Source organism: Thalassospira permensis NBRC 106175 (assembly GCF_000714555.1).
Taxonomy (GTDB): Bacteria; Pseudomonadota; Alphaproteobacteria; order Rhodospirillales; family Thalassospiraceae; genus Thalassospira; species Thalassospira xiamenensis.
Genome location: NZ_AUNC01000067.1, coordinates 1 through 18333, shown reverse-complemented (window position 1 = coordinate 18333; position 18333 = coordinate 1). Strand labels below are relative to the sequence as shown.

19 protein-coding genes and 1 other RNA gene are annotated in these 18333 nt (G+C 54.1%); 9 read left to right on the top strand and 11 right to left on the bottom strand.

Annotated elements, in window-relative coordinates; all coding sequences use genetic code 11:
• Positions 1–120: 120 nt before the first annotated feature.
• The 4 genes from SMB34_RS18645 to SMB34_RS18635 all read right to left on the bottom strand — a co-directional run bounded on the left by SMB34_RS18645 (position 121) and on the right by SMB34_RS18635 (position 3616).
• Complete coding sequence (locus SMB34_RS18645) at positions 121–1737, bottom strand: fumarate hydratase (RefSeq protein ID WP_037992323.1); 1617 nt, start codon at positions 1735–1737, stop codon at positions 121–123.
• A 183-nt stretch (positions 1738–1920) separates the two neighbouring features.
• The gene (locus SMB34_RS18640) at positions 1921–2463 is read right to left on the bottom strand and encodes an SspB family protein (protein ID WP_037992322.1); all 543 of its coding nucleotides are present in this window, start codon (positions 2461–2463) and stop codon (positions 1921–1923) included.
• A 137-nt stretch (positions 2464–2600) separates the two neighbouring features.
• Positions 2601–2977: a transfer-messenger RNA gene (gene ssrA, locus SMB34_RS20960) on the bottom strand.
• 78 nt (positions 2978–3055) lie between these two features.
• Entirely contained in the window at positions 3056–3616 is a 561-nt protein-coding gene (locus SMB34_RS18635) for a putative glycolipid-binding domain-containing protein (protein ID WP_037992449.1), read from the bottom strand.
• A 208-nt stretch (positions 3617–3824) separates the two neighbouring features.
• Between SMB34_RS18635 and SMB34_RS18630 the strand changes: the two genes are divergently transcribed.
• The 6 genes from SMB34_RS18630 to SMB34_RS18605 all read left to right on the top strand — a co-directional run bounded on the left by SMB34_RS18630 (position 3825) and on the right by SMB34_RS18605 (position 7827).
• A complete protein-coding gene (locus tag SMB34_RS18630; protein ID WP_037992321.1) occupies positions 3825–4619 on the top strand; it encodes a thymidylate synthase in 795 nt (264 codons plus the stop codon).
• Positions 4619–5158 (top strand): dihydrofolate reductase, encoded by a 540-nt coding sequence (locus SMB34_RS18625; protein ID WP_037992320.1) that lies wholly within the window; start codon positions 4619–4621, stop codon positions 5156–5158. The genes SMB34_RS18630 and SMB34_RS18625 overlap by 1 nt, the downstream gene beginning before the upstream one ends.
• Positions 5159–5284: 126 nt before the next feature.
• Entirely contained in the window at positions 5285–5716 is a 432-nt protein-coding gene (gene mscL, locus SMB34_RS18620; protein WP_037992318.1) for a large conductance mechanosensitive channel protein MscL, read from the top strand.
• A 126-nt stretch (positions 5717–5842) separates the two neighbouring features.
• Positions 5843–6424, top strand: a complete 582-nt coding sequence (locus tag SMB34_RS18615) for a TetR/AcrR family transcriptional regulator (protein ID WP_037992448.1) — start codon at positions 5843–5845, stop codon at positions 6422–6424.
• Between the two features lie 107 nt (positions 6425–6531).
• Entirely contained in the window at positions 6532–7155 is a 624-nt protein-coding gene (locus tag SMB34_RS18610) for a class I SAM-dependent methyltransferase (RefSeq protein ID WP_037992317.1), read from the top strand.
• 114 nt (positions 7156–7269) lie between these two features.
• The gene (locus SMB34_RS18605) at positions 7270–7827 is read left to right on the top strand and encodes a peroxiredoxin-like family protein (protein WP_037992447.1); all 558 of its coding nucleotides are present in this window, start codon (positions 7270–7272) and stop codon (positions 7825–7827) included.
• Between the two features lie 156 nt (positions 7828–7983).
• On the opposite strand, the gene SMB34_RS18600 is transcribed toward SMB34_RS18605, so the two are convergent.
• From SMB34_RS18600 to cyoA, 5 genes are all read right to left on the bottom strand, one after another.
• Positions 7984–8754, bottom strand: a complete 771-nt coding sequence (locus SMB34_RS18600; protein WP_037992446.1) for an SURF1 family protein — start codon at positions 8752–8754, stop codon at positions 7984–7986.
• Positions 8755–8840: 86 nt separating this feature from the next.
• On the bottom strand, positions 8841–9233 hold the full coding sequence (locus SMB34_RS18595; protein WP_007090743.1) for a cytochrome o ubiquinol oxidase subunit IV: 393 nt from the start codon (positions 9231–9233) through the stop codon (positions 8841–8843).
• Positions 9230–9850, bottom strand: coding sequence for a cytochrome o ubiquinol oxidase subunit III (cyoC, locus tag SMB34_RS18590; protein ID WP_007090742.1), 621 nt, complete (start codon positions 9848–9850; stop codon positions 9230–9232). Before cyoC ends, SMB34_RS18595 begins: the two co-directional genes overlap by 4 nt.
• Before the next feature lie 10 nt (positions 9851–9860).
• Positions 9861–11870 carry a cytochrome o ubiquinol oxidase subunit I gene (gene cyoB, locus SMB34_RS18585; protein WP_037992315.1) on the bottom strand — a complete coding sequence of 670 codons (2010 nt, stop codon included), beginning with the start codon at positions 11868–11870 and terminating at the stop codon, positions 9861–9863.
• 92 nt (positions 11871–11962) lie between these two features.
• Positions 11963–13093, bottom strand: coding sequence for a ubiquinol oxidase subunit II (cyoA, locus tag SMB34_RS18580; protein WP_037992314.1), 1131 nt, complete (start codon positions 13091–13093; stop codon positions 11963–11965).
• Positions 13094–13519: 426 nt separating this feature from the next.
• Here cyoA and SMB34_RS18575 point away from each other — a divergent pair, with 426 nt between their 5' ends.
• Entirely contained in the window at positions 13520–14860 is a 1341-nt protein-coding gene (locus tag SMB34_RS18575) for an MFS transporter (protein ID WP_007090739.1), read from the top strand.
• A 74-nt stretch (positions 14861–14934) separates the two neighbouring features.
• Here the strand turns inward: SMB34_RS18575 and SMB34_RS18570 are convergent, their stop codons facing one another.
• Positions 14935–15627, bottom strand: coding sequence for a glutathione S-transferase family protein (locus SMB34_RS18570; RefSeq protein WP_037992312.1), 693 nt, complete (start codon positions 15625–15627; stop codon positions 14935–14937).
• Positions 15628–15778: 151 nt separating this feature from the next.
• Here SMB34_RS18570 and SMB34_RS18565 point away from each other — a divergent pair, with 151 nt between their 5' ends.
• Positions 15779–16480 carry a glutathione binding-like protein gene (locus tag SMB34_RS18565; RefSeq protein ID WP_037992311.1) on the top strand — a complete coding sequence of 234 codons (702 nt, stop codon included), beginning with the start codon at positions 15779–15781 and terminating at the stop codon, positions 16478–16480.
• Positions 16481–16599: 119 nt separating this feature from the next.
• Positions 16600–17826: a zinc metallochaperone GTPase ZigA gene (zigA, locus tag SMB34_RS18560; RefSeq protein ID WP_037992309.1), complete on the top strand. Its 1227-nt coding sequence runs from the start codon at positions 16600–16602 to the stop codon at positions 17824–17826.
• Positions 17827–17885: 59 nt separating this feature from the next.
• Here zigA and SMB34_RS18555 read toward each other — a convergent pair.
• Positions 17886–18333 (bottom strand): methyl-accepting chemotaxis protein (locus SMB34_RS18555; RefSeq protein WP_037992308.1); only part of this gene is annotated, 448 nt, incomplete at its 5' end.

Genomic DNA, 18333 nt, shown 5'->3' with positions numbered 1-18333 from the left:
TGCACCACGGATCATGGCAAGAATTTTGACTGTGGGTCAGCTATGCATAACCGACCGGAAACGAAAACAGGGCAGCACGGATTGCCCGCACTGCCCTGTTTCAAATCATCAATCCCGAAATCAGATACCAAATTCGGCAAAGAAGTCATTGCCCTTGTCATCAATCACGATGAAGGCCGGGAAATCTTCGACCTCGATCTTCCAGACGGCTTCCATGCCCAGTTCCGGGTATTCAAGGACTTCGACTTTCTTGATGCAATCCTGTGCAAGGCGCGCGGCCGGGCCACCGATGGAACCAAGATAGAACCCGCCGTGGTTTTTGCAGGCATCCTTGACCTGTTTCGAACGGTTGCCTTTAGCAAGCATGACGAACGACCCACCTGCGGCTTGGAACTGTTCGACATAGGCATCCATGCGGCCCGCCGTGGTCGGGCCAAACGAACCAGACGGCATGCCTTCCGGGGTTTTGGCCGGGCCCGCATAATAAACCGGGTGGTTTTTCATGTAGTCGGGCATGCCTTCACCGGCATCAAGGCGTTCCTTGATTTTGGCATGGGCAATGTCACGCGCCACGATCACGGTTCCGGTCAATGCCAGACGCGTCTTGACCGCATACTGCGAAAGCTGTTTACGGATTTCATCCATCGGACGGTTCAGGTCAACCTTGACCACATTGTCATCAAGATGCTCGTCCGACACTTCCGGAAGATATTTTGCCGGGTTGTGTTCAAGGTCTTCGATGAAAATACCGTCCTTGGTGATCTTGCCCAGAACCTGACGGTCGGCAGAGCACGAAACACCAATCGCCACCGGGCAGCTTGCCCCGTGACGCGGCAGACGGACAACCCGCACGTCATGGCAGAAATACTTGCCGCCGAACTGTGCGCCAATGCCCATTTCGCGCGTCATCTCAAGGACCTTCTGTTCCCATTCAAGATCACGATAGGCCTGACCATGCACCCCGCCCTCGGTCGGCAGGTTATCGTAATACCGCGCCGATGCCATTTTAACGGTCTTGAGTGCCGCCTCCGCCGACGTCCCGCCAATCGCGATGGCAAGATGATAGGGCGGGCAGGCAGAGGTACCAAGCGTTCTGATTTTCTCATCCAGGAACTTGCGCAGGCTTTCCGGGTTCAGAAGCGCCTTGGTCTGCTGATACAAAAACGTCTTGTTGGCCGAACCGCCGCCCTTTGCCATGAACATGAATTTGTATTCATCGCCCGGCGTCGCATACAGATCGATCTGGGCCGGAAGGTTCGAACCGGTGTTCTTTTCTTCGAACATATTGACCGGGGAAACTTGCGAATAACGCAGGTTATGTTCCTGATAGGCGCGCCAGATCCCCTTCGACAGGGCTTCTTCATCGTCACCATTGGTGATGACCTTGCCACCGCGCTTGCCCATGACAATCGCCGTACCGGTATCCTGGCACATTGGCAAAACGCCGCCCGATGCGATATTGGCGTTTTTCAATAAATCCATCGCAACGAACTTGTCGTTCGGGGTTGCTTCCGGGTCATCAAGGATTTTGCGCAACTGTTCGAGATGCCCTGGGCGCAGCAAATGCGAACAATCGAAAAACGCCTGAAGGGTCAGCTTTTCAATCGCCTCGGGTTCGACTTTCAAAAACGTCTCGCCATTGACTTCAACGGTTGAAACGCCTTCGTCGCCGATCTTGCGGTATGGGGTCGTGTCCTTCCCCTGCTCGAACATGGGTTTATAGACAAAATCACTCATGGGATAAGTTCTCGTCTCTCTCAAAAACAAGGTGGGTTTGTTTTAATTTGTGCCGTTCATAACGCCAAACGCGGTAAATTTCCACGATACGTTAGATGAACAGACTTCCGGCAATCGGCGGAAAACCGGACCGGGCATGCGGGAAAGAAAAAAGGGCGAGCCAAATGCCCGCCCCTTTGAAACTCATTTTTTCCGAAACGCATCAAGGGCGATGACTTCGCCGGTTTCACCCTGCTCCGCAGGTTTTTTCTTTTTGCGTTTGGCGGGTTCGGTCACCAGTTGCGGGGTTGCATCCTCGTCACCATCGACCAGATCGGCGTCAAGATCGTCATCTTCGTCGTAATCGAAATCATCGTCACCCATCTCTTCTTCGACGCTAAAGGTCAGCATGAAGTTGGCGGACGGATCGACAAAAGCCAGCATGGCATCAAACGGAACAACCACCGTGGTTGGCATGCCATCAAAGCTCATACCGACTGAAAAATGATCGTCTTCCGCTTTCAGGTCCCAGAACCGGTGCTGCAATACAACGGTGATGTTATCCGGGTGTGCTTTACGCTGTCCTTCAGGCAAAGCAACGCCGGGATGGTTGGTCTGGAACGTGATGTAATAGTGATGCTCGCCGAAAAGGCCTTCTTCGGCCACGCGCGAAAGGATCTGCTTCACCACGCCGCGCAGCGCCTGATCGACCATAAGGTCGTAACGGAATTCTTCCGGTTCCTGCATCGATAATCCTGTGTCTGGCGGGTTCCCTGACGTTTTCAGGGCATGCCCGTCATTTATATATGGCACCTGATCGCGTCATTTGCAGATGACGCAATTGAATTGCTTCTATTCATAACGGAGAGGGGGAAAAATACAAGAGCGGGGCGTTCTGTTGCTAGGTGCCCCATCCCCCACCAGACTACCGCTCCCGGCAATCGGAATTTCGCTTTGGTGCTAGTACCGCTTAGGCGGCAACAGCAACCGGAGCATTGTTGTCGTTTGCGTTTACAAACATTAGCCCGATAACGGTGGTACCATGCCGAGCGCCAACAGAGGCTTTTACTACACACGTCGATCCTATTTCGGCCCCAACATCTTCGCCTGAGTCGGACGAAGTCAGATAGATGAAAGTTGGTGGAGCCGCCGGGTACCGCCCCCGGGTCCGTAATGTCTATTCTGCCAAGTCGTGTAACGCCATAGTCGGGTTGCCCCGACAGCCCCTATATAGGGCAAACGCCCCCCTTTTCACAAGGGGATTCGGGAAATCTTTTTTTGATTTTCGGCGGAACACTTTGTGATCGGGGCAAAGTACGATCTCCAATTTTTCGCGAAATCACACGCGACGGAAGGTATCCGGATAATCGGTAACAAGCCCCACATCATCGATCTCAAGCTCTGCAGCGAAATTGCGAAACAGCCCCTCGTAGCTATAGAGACGACCAGGGACCAGACAAGTGTAACGTTGTCGCGCGCTACGTGGCAGGAAATCGCCCTCAATCTGGCTTGGAAGCGGTACGTAAGCCGCCAAAACATCACGCGCTTCTCCCTCAACCAGTTTCAATCGTTTGATCGGAAGCATGTTTGTCGCGGGGGTTATACCGATATCAACGTCAAAGCACCCCGACAAGGACGGCAGCTCTTGCTTCGCGATGCAATCAAACCATGTTCCCTTGCCATCTGAGGTCACATGCATGTTCTCCCCGCCGACATAGCTTACCTTCACTTCGCGTGTGGCAAACATCGCGTCAGTCATCACAAGGTAGGACCCGCCATAGTGGCCGTGACGCGTACCAATCACGACTCCTTCAAGCTTTATCCCATCCGGGCCAGACTGACAGACACAGTATTCAAGACCGTTTCCATCCCAATCAACCCACTGAACTGCTTCTTGCATGATCAACGCTCCGATGCGGCAAATACGTCCCCGATTCAGGCGGCCAAGTATACCCGCACTTGCCAATTTTGCGCGACGTATGCTGACAAGTATTGTCAGCAGGAAGCGTTTAGTAAAGCTGCGCCAAAGATGGGATAGCGCCGCTTGCCCGTATCCGCCGACCTGACTATGCTGCGACAAAAGCGATTCCAAAAATGCAGGGAACACCATGCAGCAATATCTCGATCTGATGCGACTGGTGCGCGATACTGGCGCACATAAGGAAGATCGCACCGGCACTGGCACAGTATCGGTCTTTGGTCACCAGATGCGGTTTGACCTGTCAAAGGGCTTTCCGATGGTCACCACCAAAAAGCTGCATCTGAAATCGATCATCCATGAATTGCTCTGGTTCCTGGCCGGTGACACCAATGTCAAATATCTTCAGGACAATGGTGTACGCATCTGGAACGAATGGGCCGATGAAAACGGTGAACTTGGCCCGGTTTATGGCGGCCAGTGGCGGTCATGGCGCGGGGCAACCGGCGAAACCATAGACCAGATCACCCAGTTGATAGACCAGATCAAAAACAATCCCGACAGCCGCCGCCTGATCGTTTCGGCATGGAATGTGGCCGATGTGCCCAACATGGCGCTGCCGCCCTGCCACTGCCTGTTCCAGTTCTATGTCGCGAATGGCAAACTGTCCTGCCAGCTTTATCAACGCAGTGCCGATATCTTTCTGGGCGTGCCGTTCAATATCGCATCCTATGCATTGCTGACCATGATGATCGCGCAGGTCTGCGATCTTGGTGTGGGTGATTTCGTCCATACTCTGGGCGATGCCCATCTTTACACCAACCATCTTGAACAGGTCGAATTGCAGCTGTCGCGTGAACCGCGCCCGTTGCCGACCATGAAAATCAATCCGGCGGTCAAATCGATCTTTGATTTCAAGTATGACGATTTCGAACTGACCGGCTATGACCCGCATCCGCATATCGCGGGCAAGGTGGCCATCTGATGCCCGCCAACAATAACGACCGGATCGAACGGGTTGCCGTGGTTGCCGCCGCCCAAAACGGTGCGATTGGCAAGGATGGCTGGATGCCCTGGCACCTGCCCGAGGACCTTAAACGGTTCAAGGCACTCACCCTTGGCAAACCAATGATCATGGGGCGCGTGACGTTCGAGGCGATTGGCAAACCGCTTCCCAAACGCACCACCATCGTGGTGACACGCGATAAGGACTGGACATTTGATCACGAAAATGTCCGCGTCTGCCATGACATCGAAAGTGCGATCAAACTGGCCGATCAGATCGCGGCCAGGGATGATGTCAACGAGGTCGTCATTGCCGGTGGGGCGCAGATTTACAAACTCGCCCTGCCTTACACCACGCGGTATGAATTGACCGAAGTCCATGATGATATTGATGGCGATGCGTTTCTTGATCCCCTGCCCGCCGAAAAATGGCAGGAAACCGCGCGTGCCACCATCAAAAATCCCGATGGACCGGATTACAGCTTTGTCACGTTAAATCGCCTTTTGGTGGCGGGCTGATCGGATAGCCTTCCTAAACCAAACAAAACAATTCCTGTTTTCGCATTTCAATTCTAAAGTTTTTTTATCGGTAGGGCATCAAACCGCCTGTCCGATAAAACCAAGAATGAAAGAGGACAGGTAAACATGTTTGAAGAATTCAAGAAGTTTGCCCTGCGCGGCAATGTTGTCGATCTGGCAATCGGTGTGATCATCGGGGCGGCATTCGGGCGGATTGTCACATCTCTTGTCGGGGACGTCATCATGCCGGTGATCGGTTATATTTCTGGCGGGCTCGATTTTTCCAACTATTTCATTGCCCTGTCGGACGCGGTAACCGCAACGAATTACGCCGATGCCAAGGCACAGGGTGCCGTGATCGGCTATGGCGCATTCATTACCATTGCGCTTAATTTCGCGATCATTGCCTGGGTCTTGTTCCTTGTCGTCAAGGCAATCAACAAGGCCAAGAAAAAAGAAGACGAAAAAGCCGGTGAAACGCCCCCGTCCGCAACGCCCGAGGATGTCGCCCTTCTGCGCGAAATCCGCGACCTGCTGGCAGAGCGCAAGGAACAATAGATATCGGGAATGTGCGCACTACCGGTTGTTTCTGACTTTGTCAGTTGATATCGCGCGCTCCCGCGCCTATTTTTGAATATGTTTCAGAACACCCATTCCAGTTACTGGAACAAGGAAGGATTGCCGATGGCCCGCCCCCGCACATTTGACGAAGAAAGCGTTCTTGATAACGCCATGAACATTTTCTGGAGCAAAGGCTTCGAGGCGACATCGGTGCAGGATCTCGTCGAGGAAACCGGTATTAACCGTGCCAGTATGTATTCAAGCTTCGGCGATAAAAAGGCCCTGTTCCTCCGTGTTTTAGACCATTACAGCCAGAAGGTCAGCACGGTTCGCTTTGCCAAACTGCGCGAAACCGTCGATGGTCGCGAGGCCATCGTCGCGACCTTCCGCGATGCCGGACGACAGGGCTGTGGCGAAGGCCGCCACAAGGGTTGCCTGATTGTCAATTCCGGCATGGAACTGGCCCCGCACGATCCCGAAACCGCCGCAATTGCGCAGGCGTCATTCCGCCGGGTTGAAGATATGTTTGCCCGCGCACTTCACCGCGGTGTTGAACAGGGCACCATCGGCAAGGATAAAAATATCCGCTCCTTCTCGCGATTTCTGGCGGGCTCCATTCAGGGCGTGCATTTGATGGCCCGCCGTGGTGCGGACAAGGATACACTTGACGATTACGTCAATACCATCCTGTCCACGCTCGACTGATTCCCGATCTCGGCAAAATATCGCCCTGCTCCCAACGGGTGAATTCACATTCACCCGTTTTGCGTGTATATCCATCGCGGGTCACGGAACCATATACGGGGGATGGCATGGACCAAGACACAAAATTCTGGGACAAGGCAGCAGCGAAATATGCCCGAAAGCCCGTTAGAAACCAGACGGCTTATGCCGAAACCCTGGATCGTACCCGTCATTACCTGACTCCGGATCAAAATGTTCTTGAAATCGGATGTGGTACCGGTTCGACAGCCCTGTTGCTTGCCCCGTCAGTCGGACATCTTACCGCAACCGACCTGTCCCCTGCCATGATCGCCATTGCGCAGGACAAGCTCGCCGATGGGAACCATCCGAATGTTCACTTTCAGGCGGCCCGCCTGTCCGATGGCAATCTTGCCGATCAGGTATTTGATGCGGTTCTGGCGTTTAATGTCCTGCATCTTGTCCGAGATATTCCCGCTGAAATCCGCACAATTCATCGCTTGCTTAAACCCGGCGGGCTGTTCATTTCAAAAACCGGCTGTATTGGTGAAGCGGGTCGCTTGCTTGCCATTTTGATTGCCGTCATGCGCAAGCTTGGCTTTGCGCCATTTGTCAATTCCCTACGCTATGGCGAACTGGACGCAATGATCGCAAGCGAGGGTTTCGAAATCATCGAAACCGGCCTTTACCCTGCCTCGGACCATGCCCGTTTCGTGGTTGCCCGCAAACTCTGATTCCAGACCATCCGCCATCACAGTTCGGTGATGGAACCATTTGTTTGTTGTTATTTCGGAATGATCATTCCACATTATTCGTCATTCAGTCAGATAACATTCATGAGGAACGAAATGTCCGCAATTACGCCCCTGATGCCACGCCAAAAGGTCCCTGCCCTGTCCGTCCCGCTTGTCGGTGGTGGCACATGGTCGCTTGCCGATCAGACGCCGGAAAGCTTTACCATGATCGTGTTCTATCGCGGCCTGCATTGCCCGATCTGCGGCAAATACCTTAAAGACCTTGATGACAAGCTCGCCGACTTCGCCAAACGAGGTGTCAATGTGATTGTCCTGTCATCGGATACACAGGACCGCGCCGAAACGGCCAGAGAAAAATGGGCCCTTGAAAACCTTGATCTCGGTTATGGCCTCAGCCTCGAAAAAGCCCGCGAATGGGGCCTGTATATTTCGTCAAGCAACGGCGTGACCTCGTCCGGGTTCGAAGAACCGGCCCTGTTTTCCGAACCGGGCCTGTTCCTTGTCCGGCCTGATGGCACACTTTATTTTGGCACCGTTCAAACCATGCCATTCGCCCGCCCGGCCTTTGCCGAGATTCTGGGGGCGCTTGATTTTGTCATTGCCAAAAACTATCCGGCACGCGGCGAAGTCATTGATCATACAAATATCTGATCACTGCGCGGCGACATTTTGAAAAACGAAACGGCCGGTTTCATTTTGCAGAAACCGGCCCTTTTGTTTCGATAGCTCTTCGGGTTATCGCCGAAGACCGCGGGAATTTTGATAGCCGGATGTGATCCACGGCAAGACAGTAGCGACAGCGATCACTTATTCAGGATCACTGTCATCATCTCTGCTACGCCTTGAACGCAGAACGATCCATGCCGCCACCAGCGTCAGCGCCGCCATGCCAAACCACGTTATGGCATACATCAGATGATTGTTGGGGAAACTGATCCGTGTCAGCCCGCCCACCGGCAGTTTTCCGGGATTGTTACTTCCATTGGCATCAATGAAATATGGTGCGACATCATCCGGGTTAAGGCCGCGTTTCGCGGCCATGGCGCGCACATCGCGCGAATACCAGCGGTCTTCGTCAGGCACGTTATCGCGGATAAAGGTACCGCCCGGCTCATCCATCCGCAAAAGACCGGTGACGCGCGTATCGCCCGAAACCAAGCCATCCGTCCGGCTATCGGGTTCGCGGCGGTCGGTTGGGACAAAGCCGCGATTGATCATGATAATGGTGCCATCGACCCGTTCGAACGGGGTCATGACCCAGTATCCCGCACCATAATCCGTGGCAGCATAAACGTGGCTTTCCAGATCGTTGCGATAACGGCCTAGCAACGTAACCTTGCGGTATTCGTCACGTTCGCGGGTAACATTTTCCCAATCCGCCCGGTCCGGTGCGGTTAACGGGTCACCATGAACGCGGGCATCAACCCGTTCAATCAGATCAAGCTTCCACGCCCGGCGTTCAACCTGCCAGACACCAAGGCCCGCAAAACCCGAAAACAGGATCGCGGCCAGAATGCAAACCACGATGCGGGTCCTGATCGACGGTCCCTTGGCGGTAGACATATCCGTATCAGCCATAATCTTCATGACCTTCAAAACATCATCGGAACAAAAAAGGGCGCGATACCGGTGAAAGTATCGCGCCCCAATTACATCAGCAAAACCTAGCCGAAGCTTCGGATCATTTCATGATCCATCTGCGGCATCATGTTGGTGTTCAGGTGATACATCACCCACAGCGAACCGGCGATGGCAATCGCCACGATCACAAGAGTAAAGATCAGCGCCAGCATGTTCCAGCCGCCTTCGGACTTGGTGTTCATGTGCAGGAAGTAGACCATATGGACGACAATCTGCACGACACCAAGGCCCATGACCCAGGCCGCGGTTGCCACCTTGCTGTCAAGAACTCCATCCATCACCAGCCAGAACGGGATGGCGGTCAGGATTACCGACAGGATGAAACCGATCAGATAGCTGTTGAAGGTGCCGTGGCTGGCACCGTCAGCATGATCGTGACCGTGATGGTCATCATGTGCATGAGAATGCGTGCTCATCCCAGAACTCCCAACAGGTAAACAACGGAGAATACGCCGATCCAGATCACGTCAAGGAAGTGCCAGAACAGCGAAAGGCACATCAAACGACGCTTGTTTTCGACGATCAGACCACGCTTTGCAACCTGAACCATCAGGGTGACAAGCCAGATGATACCAAACGTCACATGAAGCCCGTGCGTCGCAACCAGCGTGTAGAACGACGACAGGAAACCACTGCGCATCGGGGTGGCGCCGAGACTCCAAAGATGATGGAACTCGTAAATTTCCAACCCGACGAAGGCAACACCGAACAGGCCGGTAATCGCCAGCCACATCTGGGTTCCCTTGATGCTGCCCTTTTCCATCGCCAGCATGGCAAAGCCATAGGTGATCGAGGAAAACAGCAGCATGGAGGTGTTGATCGCAACCAGTTCCAGATCAAACAGATCCACCGGTGCCGGCCCGGCCGCATAATTGCGGCCAAGCACGCCATGAGTTGCAAACAGGATCGCAAAGATGAGGCAGTCGCTCATCAGATAGAGCCAGAAGCCAAGCATCGTCCCGTTCTGCGGGTGATGCTCTTCCTTCAGGTAAAAGACCGGCGCTTCGGTCTGAGAGGCAGTTGTATTCGCCATTGTCATTCCCTTACGCCTGCTGCTTTGCCAAAAGGGCGGTACGTTCGTCTTCGGTTGCGACAACTTCGCTGGCCGGGATGTGGTAATCACGGTTGTAGTTGAAGGTGTGCGCAATCGCGGTACCGATCAGGGCGATGAAGCTGACGGCGACAAGCCACCAGATATGCCAGATCAGCGCGAAACCGAGAACAAGCGACATACCCGCAAGGATCGCACCGGCACCGGTGTTTTTCGGCATGTGAATGTCGAGGAACCCGGAAGTCGGACGGACATAGCCGCGCTTCTTCATATCAGCCCAGGCATCAAGATCGTGAACGACCGGGGTGAAGGCAAAGTTGTATGCCGGGGGCGGCGACGAGGTCGACCATTCCAGCGTACGGCCATCCCACGGATCGCCCGTTTCATCCCGCAGTTCTTCGCGTTTGATGAAGGACACGACCAGCGACATCAGGAACGATGCAATACCGATGGCAATCAGAACCGCACCAAAGGCAGCAATGATGAACCAGATTTGCAGCGAGCCGTCGTCGAAATGGCTCATGCGGCGGGTAACGCCCATCAGGCCAAGAACATAAAGCGGCATGAAGGCGAAATAGAACCCGATCAGCCAGAACCAGAAGGACATTTTGCCCCAGAACGGGTCAAGCTTGTAACCGAACGCCTTCGGGAACCAGTAAACGATACCGGCAAACATCCCGAACACCACGCCACCGATGATGACATTGTGGAAATGCGCAATCAGGAACAGGCTGTTATGCAGCACGAAGTCCGCAGGCGGAACCGCCAGCATCACACCGGTCATGCCACCAATCACGAAGGTCAGCATAAAGCCCATCGTCCACAGCATCGGGACGTCAAAGCTGATGCGGCCCTTATACATGGTGAACAGCCAGTTGAATATCTTGGCCCCGGTCGGGATCGAGATGATCATCGTGGTGATACCAAAGAAGGCGTTCACACTGGCACCCGACCCCATGGTGAAGAAGTGATGCAGCCAGACCAGATAGGACAGGATGGTAATAACGATCGTTGCGTAAACCATCGAGCTGTAACCGAACAGGCGTTTGCGGCAGAAGGTCGAAACCACTTCCGAAAATACGCCAAATGCCGGCAGGATCAGGATGTAAACTTCTGGGTGGCCCCAGATCCAGATCAGGTTCACATACATCATGGCGTTGCCGCCAAGATCATTGGTGAAGAAGTTCGTGCCGACATAACGGTCAAGCGACAGCAGAACCAGAACCGCGGTCAGAACCGGGAAGGCCGCAACGATCAGGATGTTGGTGCAAAGCGCGGTCCAAGTGAAGACCGGCATTTTCATCATCGACATGCCCGGTGCGCGCATCTTGACGATGGTCACAATCAGGTTCACGCCCGACAACAATGTACCGACACCGGCAATCTGCAAGGCCCAGATATAGTAATCAACCCCGACCCCCGGACTGTAAACAATGTCCGAAAGCGGCGGATAGGCCAGCCAGCCGGTTTTGGCAAACTCGCCAACAAACAGCGAGATCATCACCGTGATCGCACCCGCCGCCGTCATCCAGAAGCTGAAATTGTTCAGGAATGGGAAGGCAACGTCACGCGCACCAATCTGAAGCGGCACGACGAAGTTCATAAGCCCTGTCACCAGCGGCATCGCCACGAAGAAGATCATGATCACGCCGTGGGCGGTAAAGATCTGGTCGTAGTGATCGGGCGGCAGATAGCCAGCAACATCGCCAAAGGCAATCGCCTGCTGGGCACGCATCATGATCGCGTCGGCAAAGCCGCGCAAAAGCATGATCAGGGCAAGAATGATATACATGATACCGATCTTTTTATGATCGATAGATGTAATCCATTCATGCCACAGGTAACCCCACAGTTTGAAATAGGTCAGCGCGCCAACAACGACGATACCACCCAGAACAACTCCCGCGAATGTCACAGCCAGGATCGGCTCGTGGAACATCGGGAAGGAGTCGAGTGAAAGCCGGCCAAATATAAAATGCAAAAGGTCCGGATTTGAAAACATCGGATTACTCTTCTTTTCGATGCGGCAACGCACCGGCCAGGCCGGTGCGCAAGCCGCGAAGGGCCGGTCGACTTACATCAACCGGCACTGCTTCAGAACCCTGTCGATACGCTGGCAGGAACGGGGCTGAACCGGCTGTCTTCAGACCCGTTTTCAAACAGCGGGATCGAAGAAATTTCCTGGCTCAGACCGCCTGTCGGCGTCGTGCAAAGCGTTGCCACGAATGATTCGGTCAACGGCAAAGGCTGGCTGCCACGTTCGCGCGGGGTGTCGTATGTCAGCGACATAACGTTATAGATACCCGCAAGACCGCCACCGCCATTTTTGTCGATATGCATCATTTCGTTCATGCACATTTTCGACTGATCGACGCACATATTCAGGATGGCCGTGTACAGTTCCGGATCGACATTACCGAAATAGTGGACCGGTTCCGCAATACTTGGCTTTTCAAGTTCCAGATATTCCGAACGGCCCAAAGTGGCGCTATCGGATTTGACCTTGGCAACCCAGTCATCAAAGCCTGCGTCGCTCAGCCCGTGGAACTTGAAGCGCATATGCGAGAAACCCTCGCCACTATAGTTCGCCGAAAACCCGTCATAGACGCCTTCCTCGTTGATCACGGCATGGAGCTTGGTTTCCATACCGGCCATCGAATAGATCATCCCGGCCAGTGCCGGAACATAGAAGGAGTTCATGATCCCCGAAGAGGTGATTTTGAACTGGATCGGCGTATCAATCGGTGCGGCCAGCTCATTGATGGTCGCAATCCCTTGCTCGGGATAGATGAACAGCCATTTCCAATCGAGGGAAACGACTTCTACCACCATCGGCTTGTGATCTTTCTCAAGCGGACGTTCCGCATCGATACGATCCAGGGGGCGGTATGGGTCCAGGGTGTGCGTACTGACCCAGGTGATCGCACCCAGCGCGATAATGATCGCAAGCGGGGCGGACCAGATGACAATTTCCAGCTTGGTGGAATGGTGCCATTCAGGATCGTACTCTGCATCCTTATTGGATTGACGATATTTCCAGGCAAAGAACACTGTCAGCGCCATCACCGGAAGGATGATGATCAGCATCAGGATCGTGGAAACAACGATAAGGTCGGCTTGCTGTGACGCAATATCGCCAGACGGATCCATCACGACCAGATTACATCCGGTCAGTAACGTGAACACAGAAGCAATTGCGACGCCGCGTGCAAGTTTTGAGAGCATGCGCTTCTACTTTGTCAGTCTCTGGAAGATGTTCTCACAAGCAACCATATGCTTGCGAGCCGCATAACCAGCCCACCGGACCGGCACACGTCGTACCCCAACCGTAGCGGCATATAGGAATTAAAATTCCAAACTTCCACGGAAGAGACACAAATTTGGCGAACTTTTTTCTTAAAGATCACCAGCAGAAAATTTCGCTCACTAGCTATAGCTGCGCCGCAACAATGTCAAGCAGGCCGCCAAACATCGGTTGGTGTTTATGATAATTATCAAAAAGCTGTAAACCATGCGTTGTGCAACGCAACACAATAATTGACACTGACGTTTGCAATTCACATGTCTATAATTAGACTCGATCCAATCAAGATGGCCAATCAAGATGGGTCCAATGAGAAGCAATGAAGTCAGATAATTAGGGAGACAGGCGTGAATCAACCCACTCATACCTTAGCGACCTCCACCTCCTCTGGACTGGAACGCGACGCACGCCAACACTCGGCTGGCACAGTCAACGACCCCGGACAGATCGCGCTTGGCGTGATTATCGGTCGGTCATCGGAGTTTTTCGATTTCTTCGTTTATTGCATCGCCTCTGTGCTGGTGTTCCCCCAACTCCTGTTCCCCGGCGAAAGCGCGATCGTCGGTACCATCCATTCCTTCTTTATATTCTCGCTGGCTTTCATCGCCCGCCCGATCGGGTCCCTCGTCTTCATGACAGTGGACCGGCGCTATGGCCGCGGCACAAAGCTGACGGTTGCCATGTTCCTGCTGGGCGGTTCAACCGCCGCGATGGCCTTTTTGCCAAGCTTTGACAGTGCGGGCATGTTTGCGATCTATCTGCTGTGCGTGCTTCGCTTTACGCAGGGGCTGGCACTTGGCGGTGCATGGGATGGTCTTGCCTCCCTGCTGGCACTCAACGCGCCTGATAATCGCAAGGGCTGGTATGCCATGATGCCACAGCTTGGCGCACCGCTTGGCTTCATTCTGGCATCCTCGCTGTTTGCCTACCTGATCCTGACCCTGTCGCCCGAGGATTTCCTCGCATTCGGCTGGCGCTATGCCTTCTTTGTTGCCTTTGCGATCAACGTGGTGGCGCTGTTTGCCCGTCTGCGTCTGGTCGCAACGTCCGAATTCGGAAGCCTGCTTGAAAAGAACGAATTGCAGGCCGTCCGTGTCCGCGACACCATCCGCCATCACGGCCGGACCGTGCTTCTCGGCGCGCTTGTGCCACTCGTCAGCTACGCGCTTTTCCATCTGGTCACTGTCTTCGCGCTTAGCTGGGTCGTGCTTTACACCCCGGCCAATCCGGGGCAGTTCCTGTTGACCCAGGGTGTCGGTGCGGTGCTTTGCGCGCTTGGCATTATCGCATCAGGCTTCATTGCCGATCAGATCGGTCGTCGCCGGTTGCTGGGGTATTCGGCAGCCATCATCGCGGTCGGTGCGCTCCTGACCCCGCTGCTTTATGCCTATAACATCATCAATGAAGGCATGATCGTTCTGGGCGGTTTTGCGGTTCTGGGTCTGTGCTTTGGTCAGGCGGCCGGGACACTGGCATCGAACTTCAAACGTGAATATCGCTATACCGGTTCGGCCCTGACATCCGATCTTGCATGGTTGCTCGGTGCCGGCTTCGCCCCGCTGATTGCCCTTCTGCTCTGCGTGGCTTATGGCCCGATTGGCGTTGGGGCGTATCTGCTTTCGGGGGCGGCAGTCACTCTGCTCGTCCTGCATTTCAACAAGCAGTTCGGACAGAAAAACACCGACTGATTGATCTTTCCCTATGTGAAACGAAACACCCCCGGCAGTCATCTACCGGGGGTGTTTTTGTTAAAATCGGACTATCAGCTGTAATTCGACGGGAACAGTGCCCGTTTGGCAACGTCATCCATTTCCGATTTGAAGGCATGGTCACTGCCAACCTTGCGTGCGCGTTCCACCGCAGGGCGGGTACAGATACCCTGATACCATTTTTTCAGGTTCGGATAAGGATCAAGCGGCGCATCATTTTTCATGACGAATGCCGCCCGCTCGATCCAGCCCCAAAGCGACATATCGGCAATGGTGTAACTGTCACCGACAACAAATTCGCGCTGGACCAGGTGATCATCCATCACCTTGTAATGGCGTTCAATTTCCTTGCGATAGCGGTTCACACCGTAATCGTTGCCCGCCGGTGCCACATGCTGAAAATGCACCGCCTGCCCGGAAAACGGGCCAAGGCCCGATGCAATGAACATCAACCATGACAGCAATTCACCGCGATCTTCCGCCTTACCAAGGAACTTTCCGGTCTTTTCCGCCAGATAAATCAGGATGGCATTTGAATCAAAAACGCGGGTTTCCTTGCCACCCGCCCCGTCGGTGTCAACAATCGCCGGGACCTTGCCATTCGGGTTGATTGCCAGGAATTCCGGGCTGTGCTGTTCGCCCTTTTTGGTGTCGACCGGATGGATTTCATAAGGCAGACCAGATTCTTCAAGGAAAAGCGAAATCTTGGCCGGGTTCGGGGTCGGGTGGAAGTAAAAGCGGATCATCGGGGTCTCCTGATAAGGGGGCGAAACCGTGTTTTTCGCCTGCCCTTGAATTATGGAACGATCAGTTTAAATTGACGTATCAGAAACGTGTTGGCAAGGTCATAGTTTGAGATGAGCCACACATCGTGAAAGTCAAAGGAGGCTTCGCCCCATGATTGATCTTTATTACTGGCCAACCCCGAACGGCCACAAAATCACGCTTTTCCTTGAAGAAGCGGGACTTGAATACAAAATCCATCCGGTCAATATCGGTGCCGGGGATCAGTTCAAACCGGAATTCCTGGCCTTTTCACCCAATAACCGCATGCCTGCGATCATTGATCAGAGCCCGGCAGACGGCGGCGATCCGATTACGGTTTTTGAATCCGGTGCCATCCTGCAATATCTGGCGGAAAAAACCGGCAAGTTCCTGCCGACCGATGTCCGGGCCAAGAAAACCGTAATGGAATGGCTGTTCTGGCAGATGGGCGGGCTTGGCCCGATGGCAGGCCAAAACCATCATTTCAGCGGTTACGCGCCGGAAAAAATCCCTTATGCCATCACGCGCTATGTCAATGAAACCAACCGCCTTTACGGTGTGCTGAACAAGCGCCTTGATGGCCGCACTTTCATCGCCGGGGACGATTATTCGATTGCCGATATGGCCTGCTATCCCTGGATTGTCAGCCATGAAAAACAGCAGCAGAACCTGAATGATTTCCCCAACCTGAAACGCTGGTTTGAAAACATCCAAGCCCGCCCGGCAACCATCGCGGCCTATAAGGCTGGCGAAGGTCTGCGATCTGGCGAGATGAGCGAAGAGGACAAAAAAGTCCTGTTCGGCCAAACCGCCAGAAGCACCCAAAACACCTGATCCAATTTGTTCTGCGCAATGCCCCTGCCCGTTCGGGCGGGGGCATCTAAAACCGGTTGCATCGTAATCCCAAACCCAATAAATGTTATGTTATAACATAACATTTAAAAGGAACCATCATGCAACGCCTTCCTGTTACGGTTCTGTCCGGGTTTCTCGGTGCAGGCAAAACCACCCTGCTTAATCATGTGCTGAACAATCGCGCCGGGCTGAAGGTCGCGGTAATCGTCAATGATATGAGCGAGGTCAATATAGATGCCGACCTGATCCGTGACGGCGGGGCAGCACTTTCGGCAATGGATGAAAAGCTGGTTGAAATGACCAATGGCTGCATCTGCTGCACGCTGCGTGACGATCTTTTGATCGAAGTCCGCCGTCTGGCCGAAGAAGGCCGGTTTGATTATCTGCTGATCGAATCAACCGGCATATCCGAACCCTTGCCAGTTGCCGCGACGTTCGATTTTCGCGATGAAACCGGCCAGTCTCTTGGCGATATTGCCCGACTTGACACCATGGTGACGGTTGTTGATGCCGCGCGCATGATTGCCGATTACAGTAGCACCGATTTCCTTAATGACCGGGGCGAAAGCCTTGGCGACGATGATGACCGCAGCATCGTCGATCTTCTGGTCGATCAGATCGAATTTGCCGATGTGATTGTGCTGAACAAACTTGATCTGATTGGTGCAGACGAACGCAAAATCGTGCTTGGCATCATTCGCGCGCTCAATGCCGATGCCAAAATCATCGAAACCGATCATGGCCGGGTTGATCCGCATGAAATCCTCAATACCGGGCTGTTTGATTTCGACCGCGCGCAGGATCATCCGCTTTGGGCCAAGGAACTTTACGGCTTTGCCGATCATGTGCCCGAAACCGAAGAATACGGTATCAAAAGCTTTACCTTCCGCACGCCTTTGCCGTTTCACCCCAAACGGTTTTACGATTTCATCCATTCCGAATGGCCGGGCATTATCCGCGCCAAGGGGCATTTCTGGATCGCCACACGCCCCGACTGGGTTGGCGAAATCAGTCAGGCCGGTGCCGCGGTAAAGCACGAAGCCCTTGGCACATGGTGGTGCGCCGTCCCGCGTGATCGCTGGCCCGATAACAATGACTGGCGCGATAAGGTACTGTCGAACTGGGATCCGACTTTCGGCGACCGTCGGCAGGAAATCGTCTTTATCGGCCTTGCCGATCAGATGAACGAAGCAACCCTTCGCGCCCGCCTTGCCGCCTGCCTGATTGACGAGGACGCGGCATTGGACGCCGGAAGCTTTGAACCCGACCGCTATAAATCCCTGCCCGATCCGTTCCCGGTTTGGGGCCGCAAAGCCGCAGCATAAAAAAACCGCCAGCCTTTCAACAAGGCTGGCGGCAATAATGTCCCTTGCGAACCCGCAGCTTAGGCGCTGCGAACCTCGGCCAGGAACGCTTCGACGGCATCGTTCAGAACCGCCGCCTGACGCCCAAGACCTTCGGCAAGGCCAAGCACCTCGTTCGAAAGCTTTTCGGCATCATCGGCGGCCGACGAAACGCCCGTGATGTTTTCCGAAACATCACGGGTACCGTGTGCGGCCTGCTCGACATTGCGTGCGATTTCCTGTGTTGCGGCACCCTGTTCTTCAACGGCTGCTGCAATCGTGGTTGTCGCACCGTCAAGACGGCGGATGGTTTCGGCAATCTCGGCAATGGCCGTTACCGCGTTGGATGTCGCAACCTGAATATCACCGACCTGGGATCGGATATCCTCAGTCGCGCGTGCGGTCTGGTTGGCAAGGTTTTTGACCTCGTTGGCCACCACGGCAAAGCCTTTGCCGGCATCACCGGCTCGCGCCGCCTCGATGGTAGCG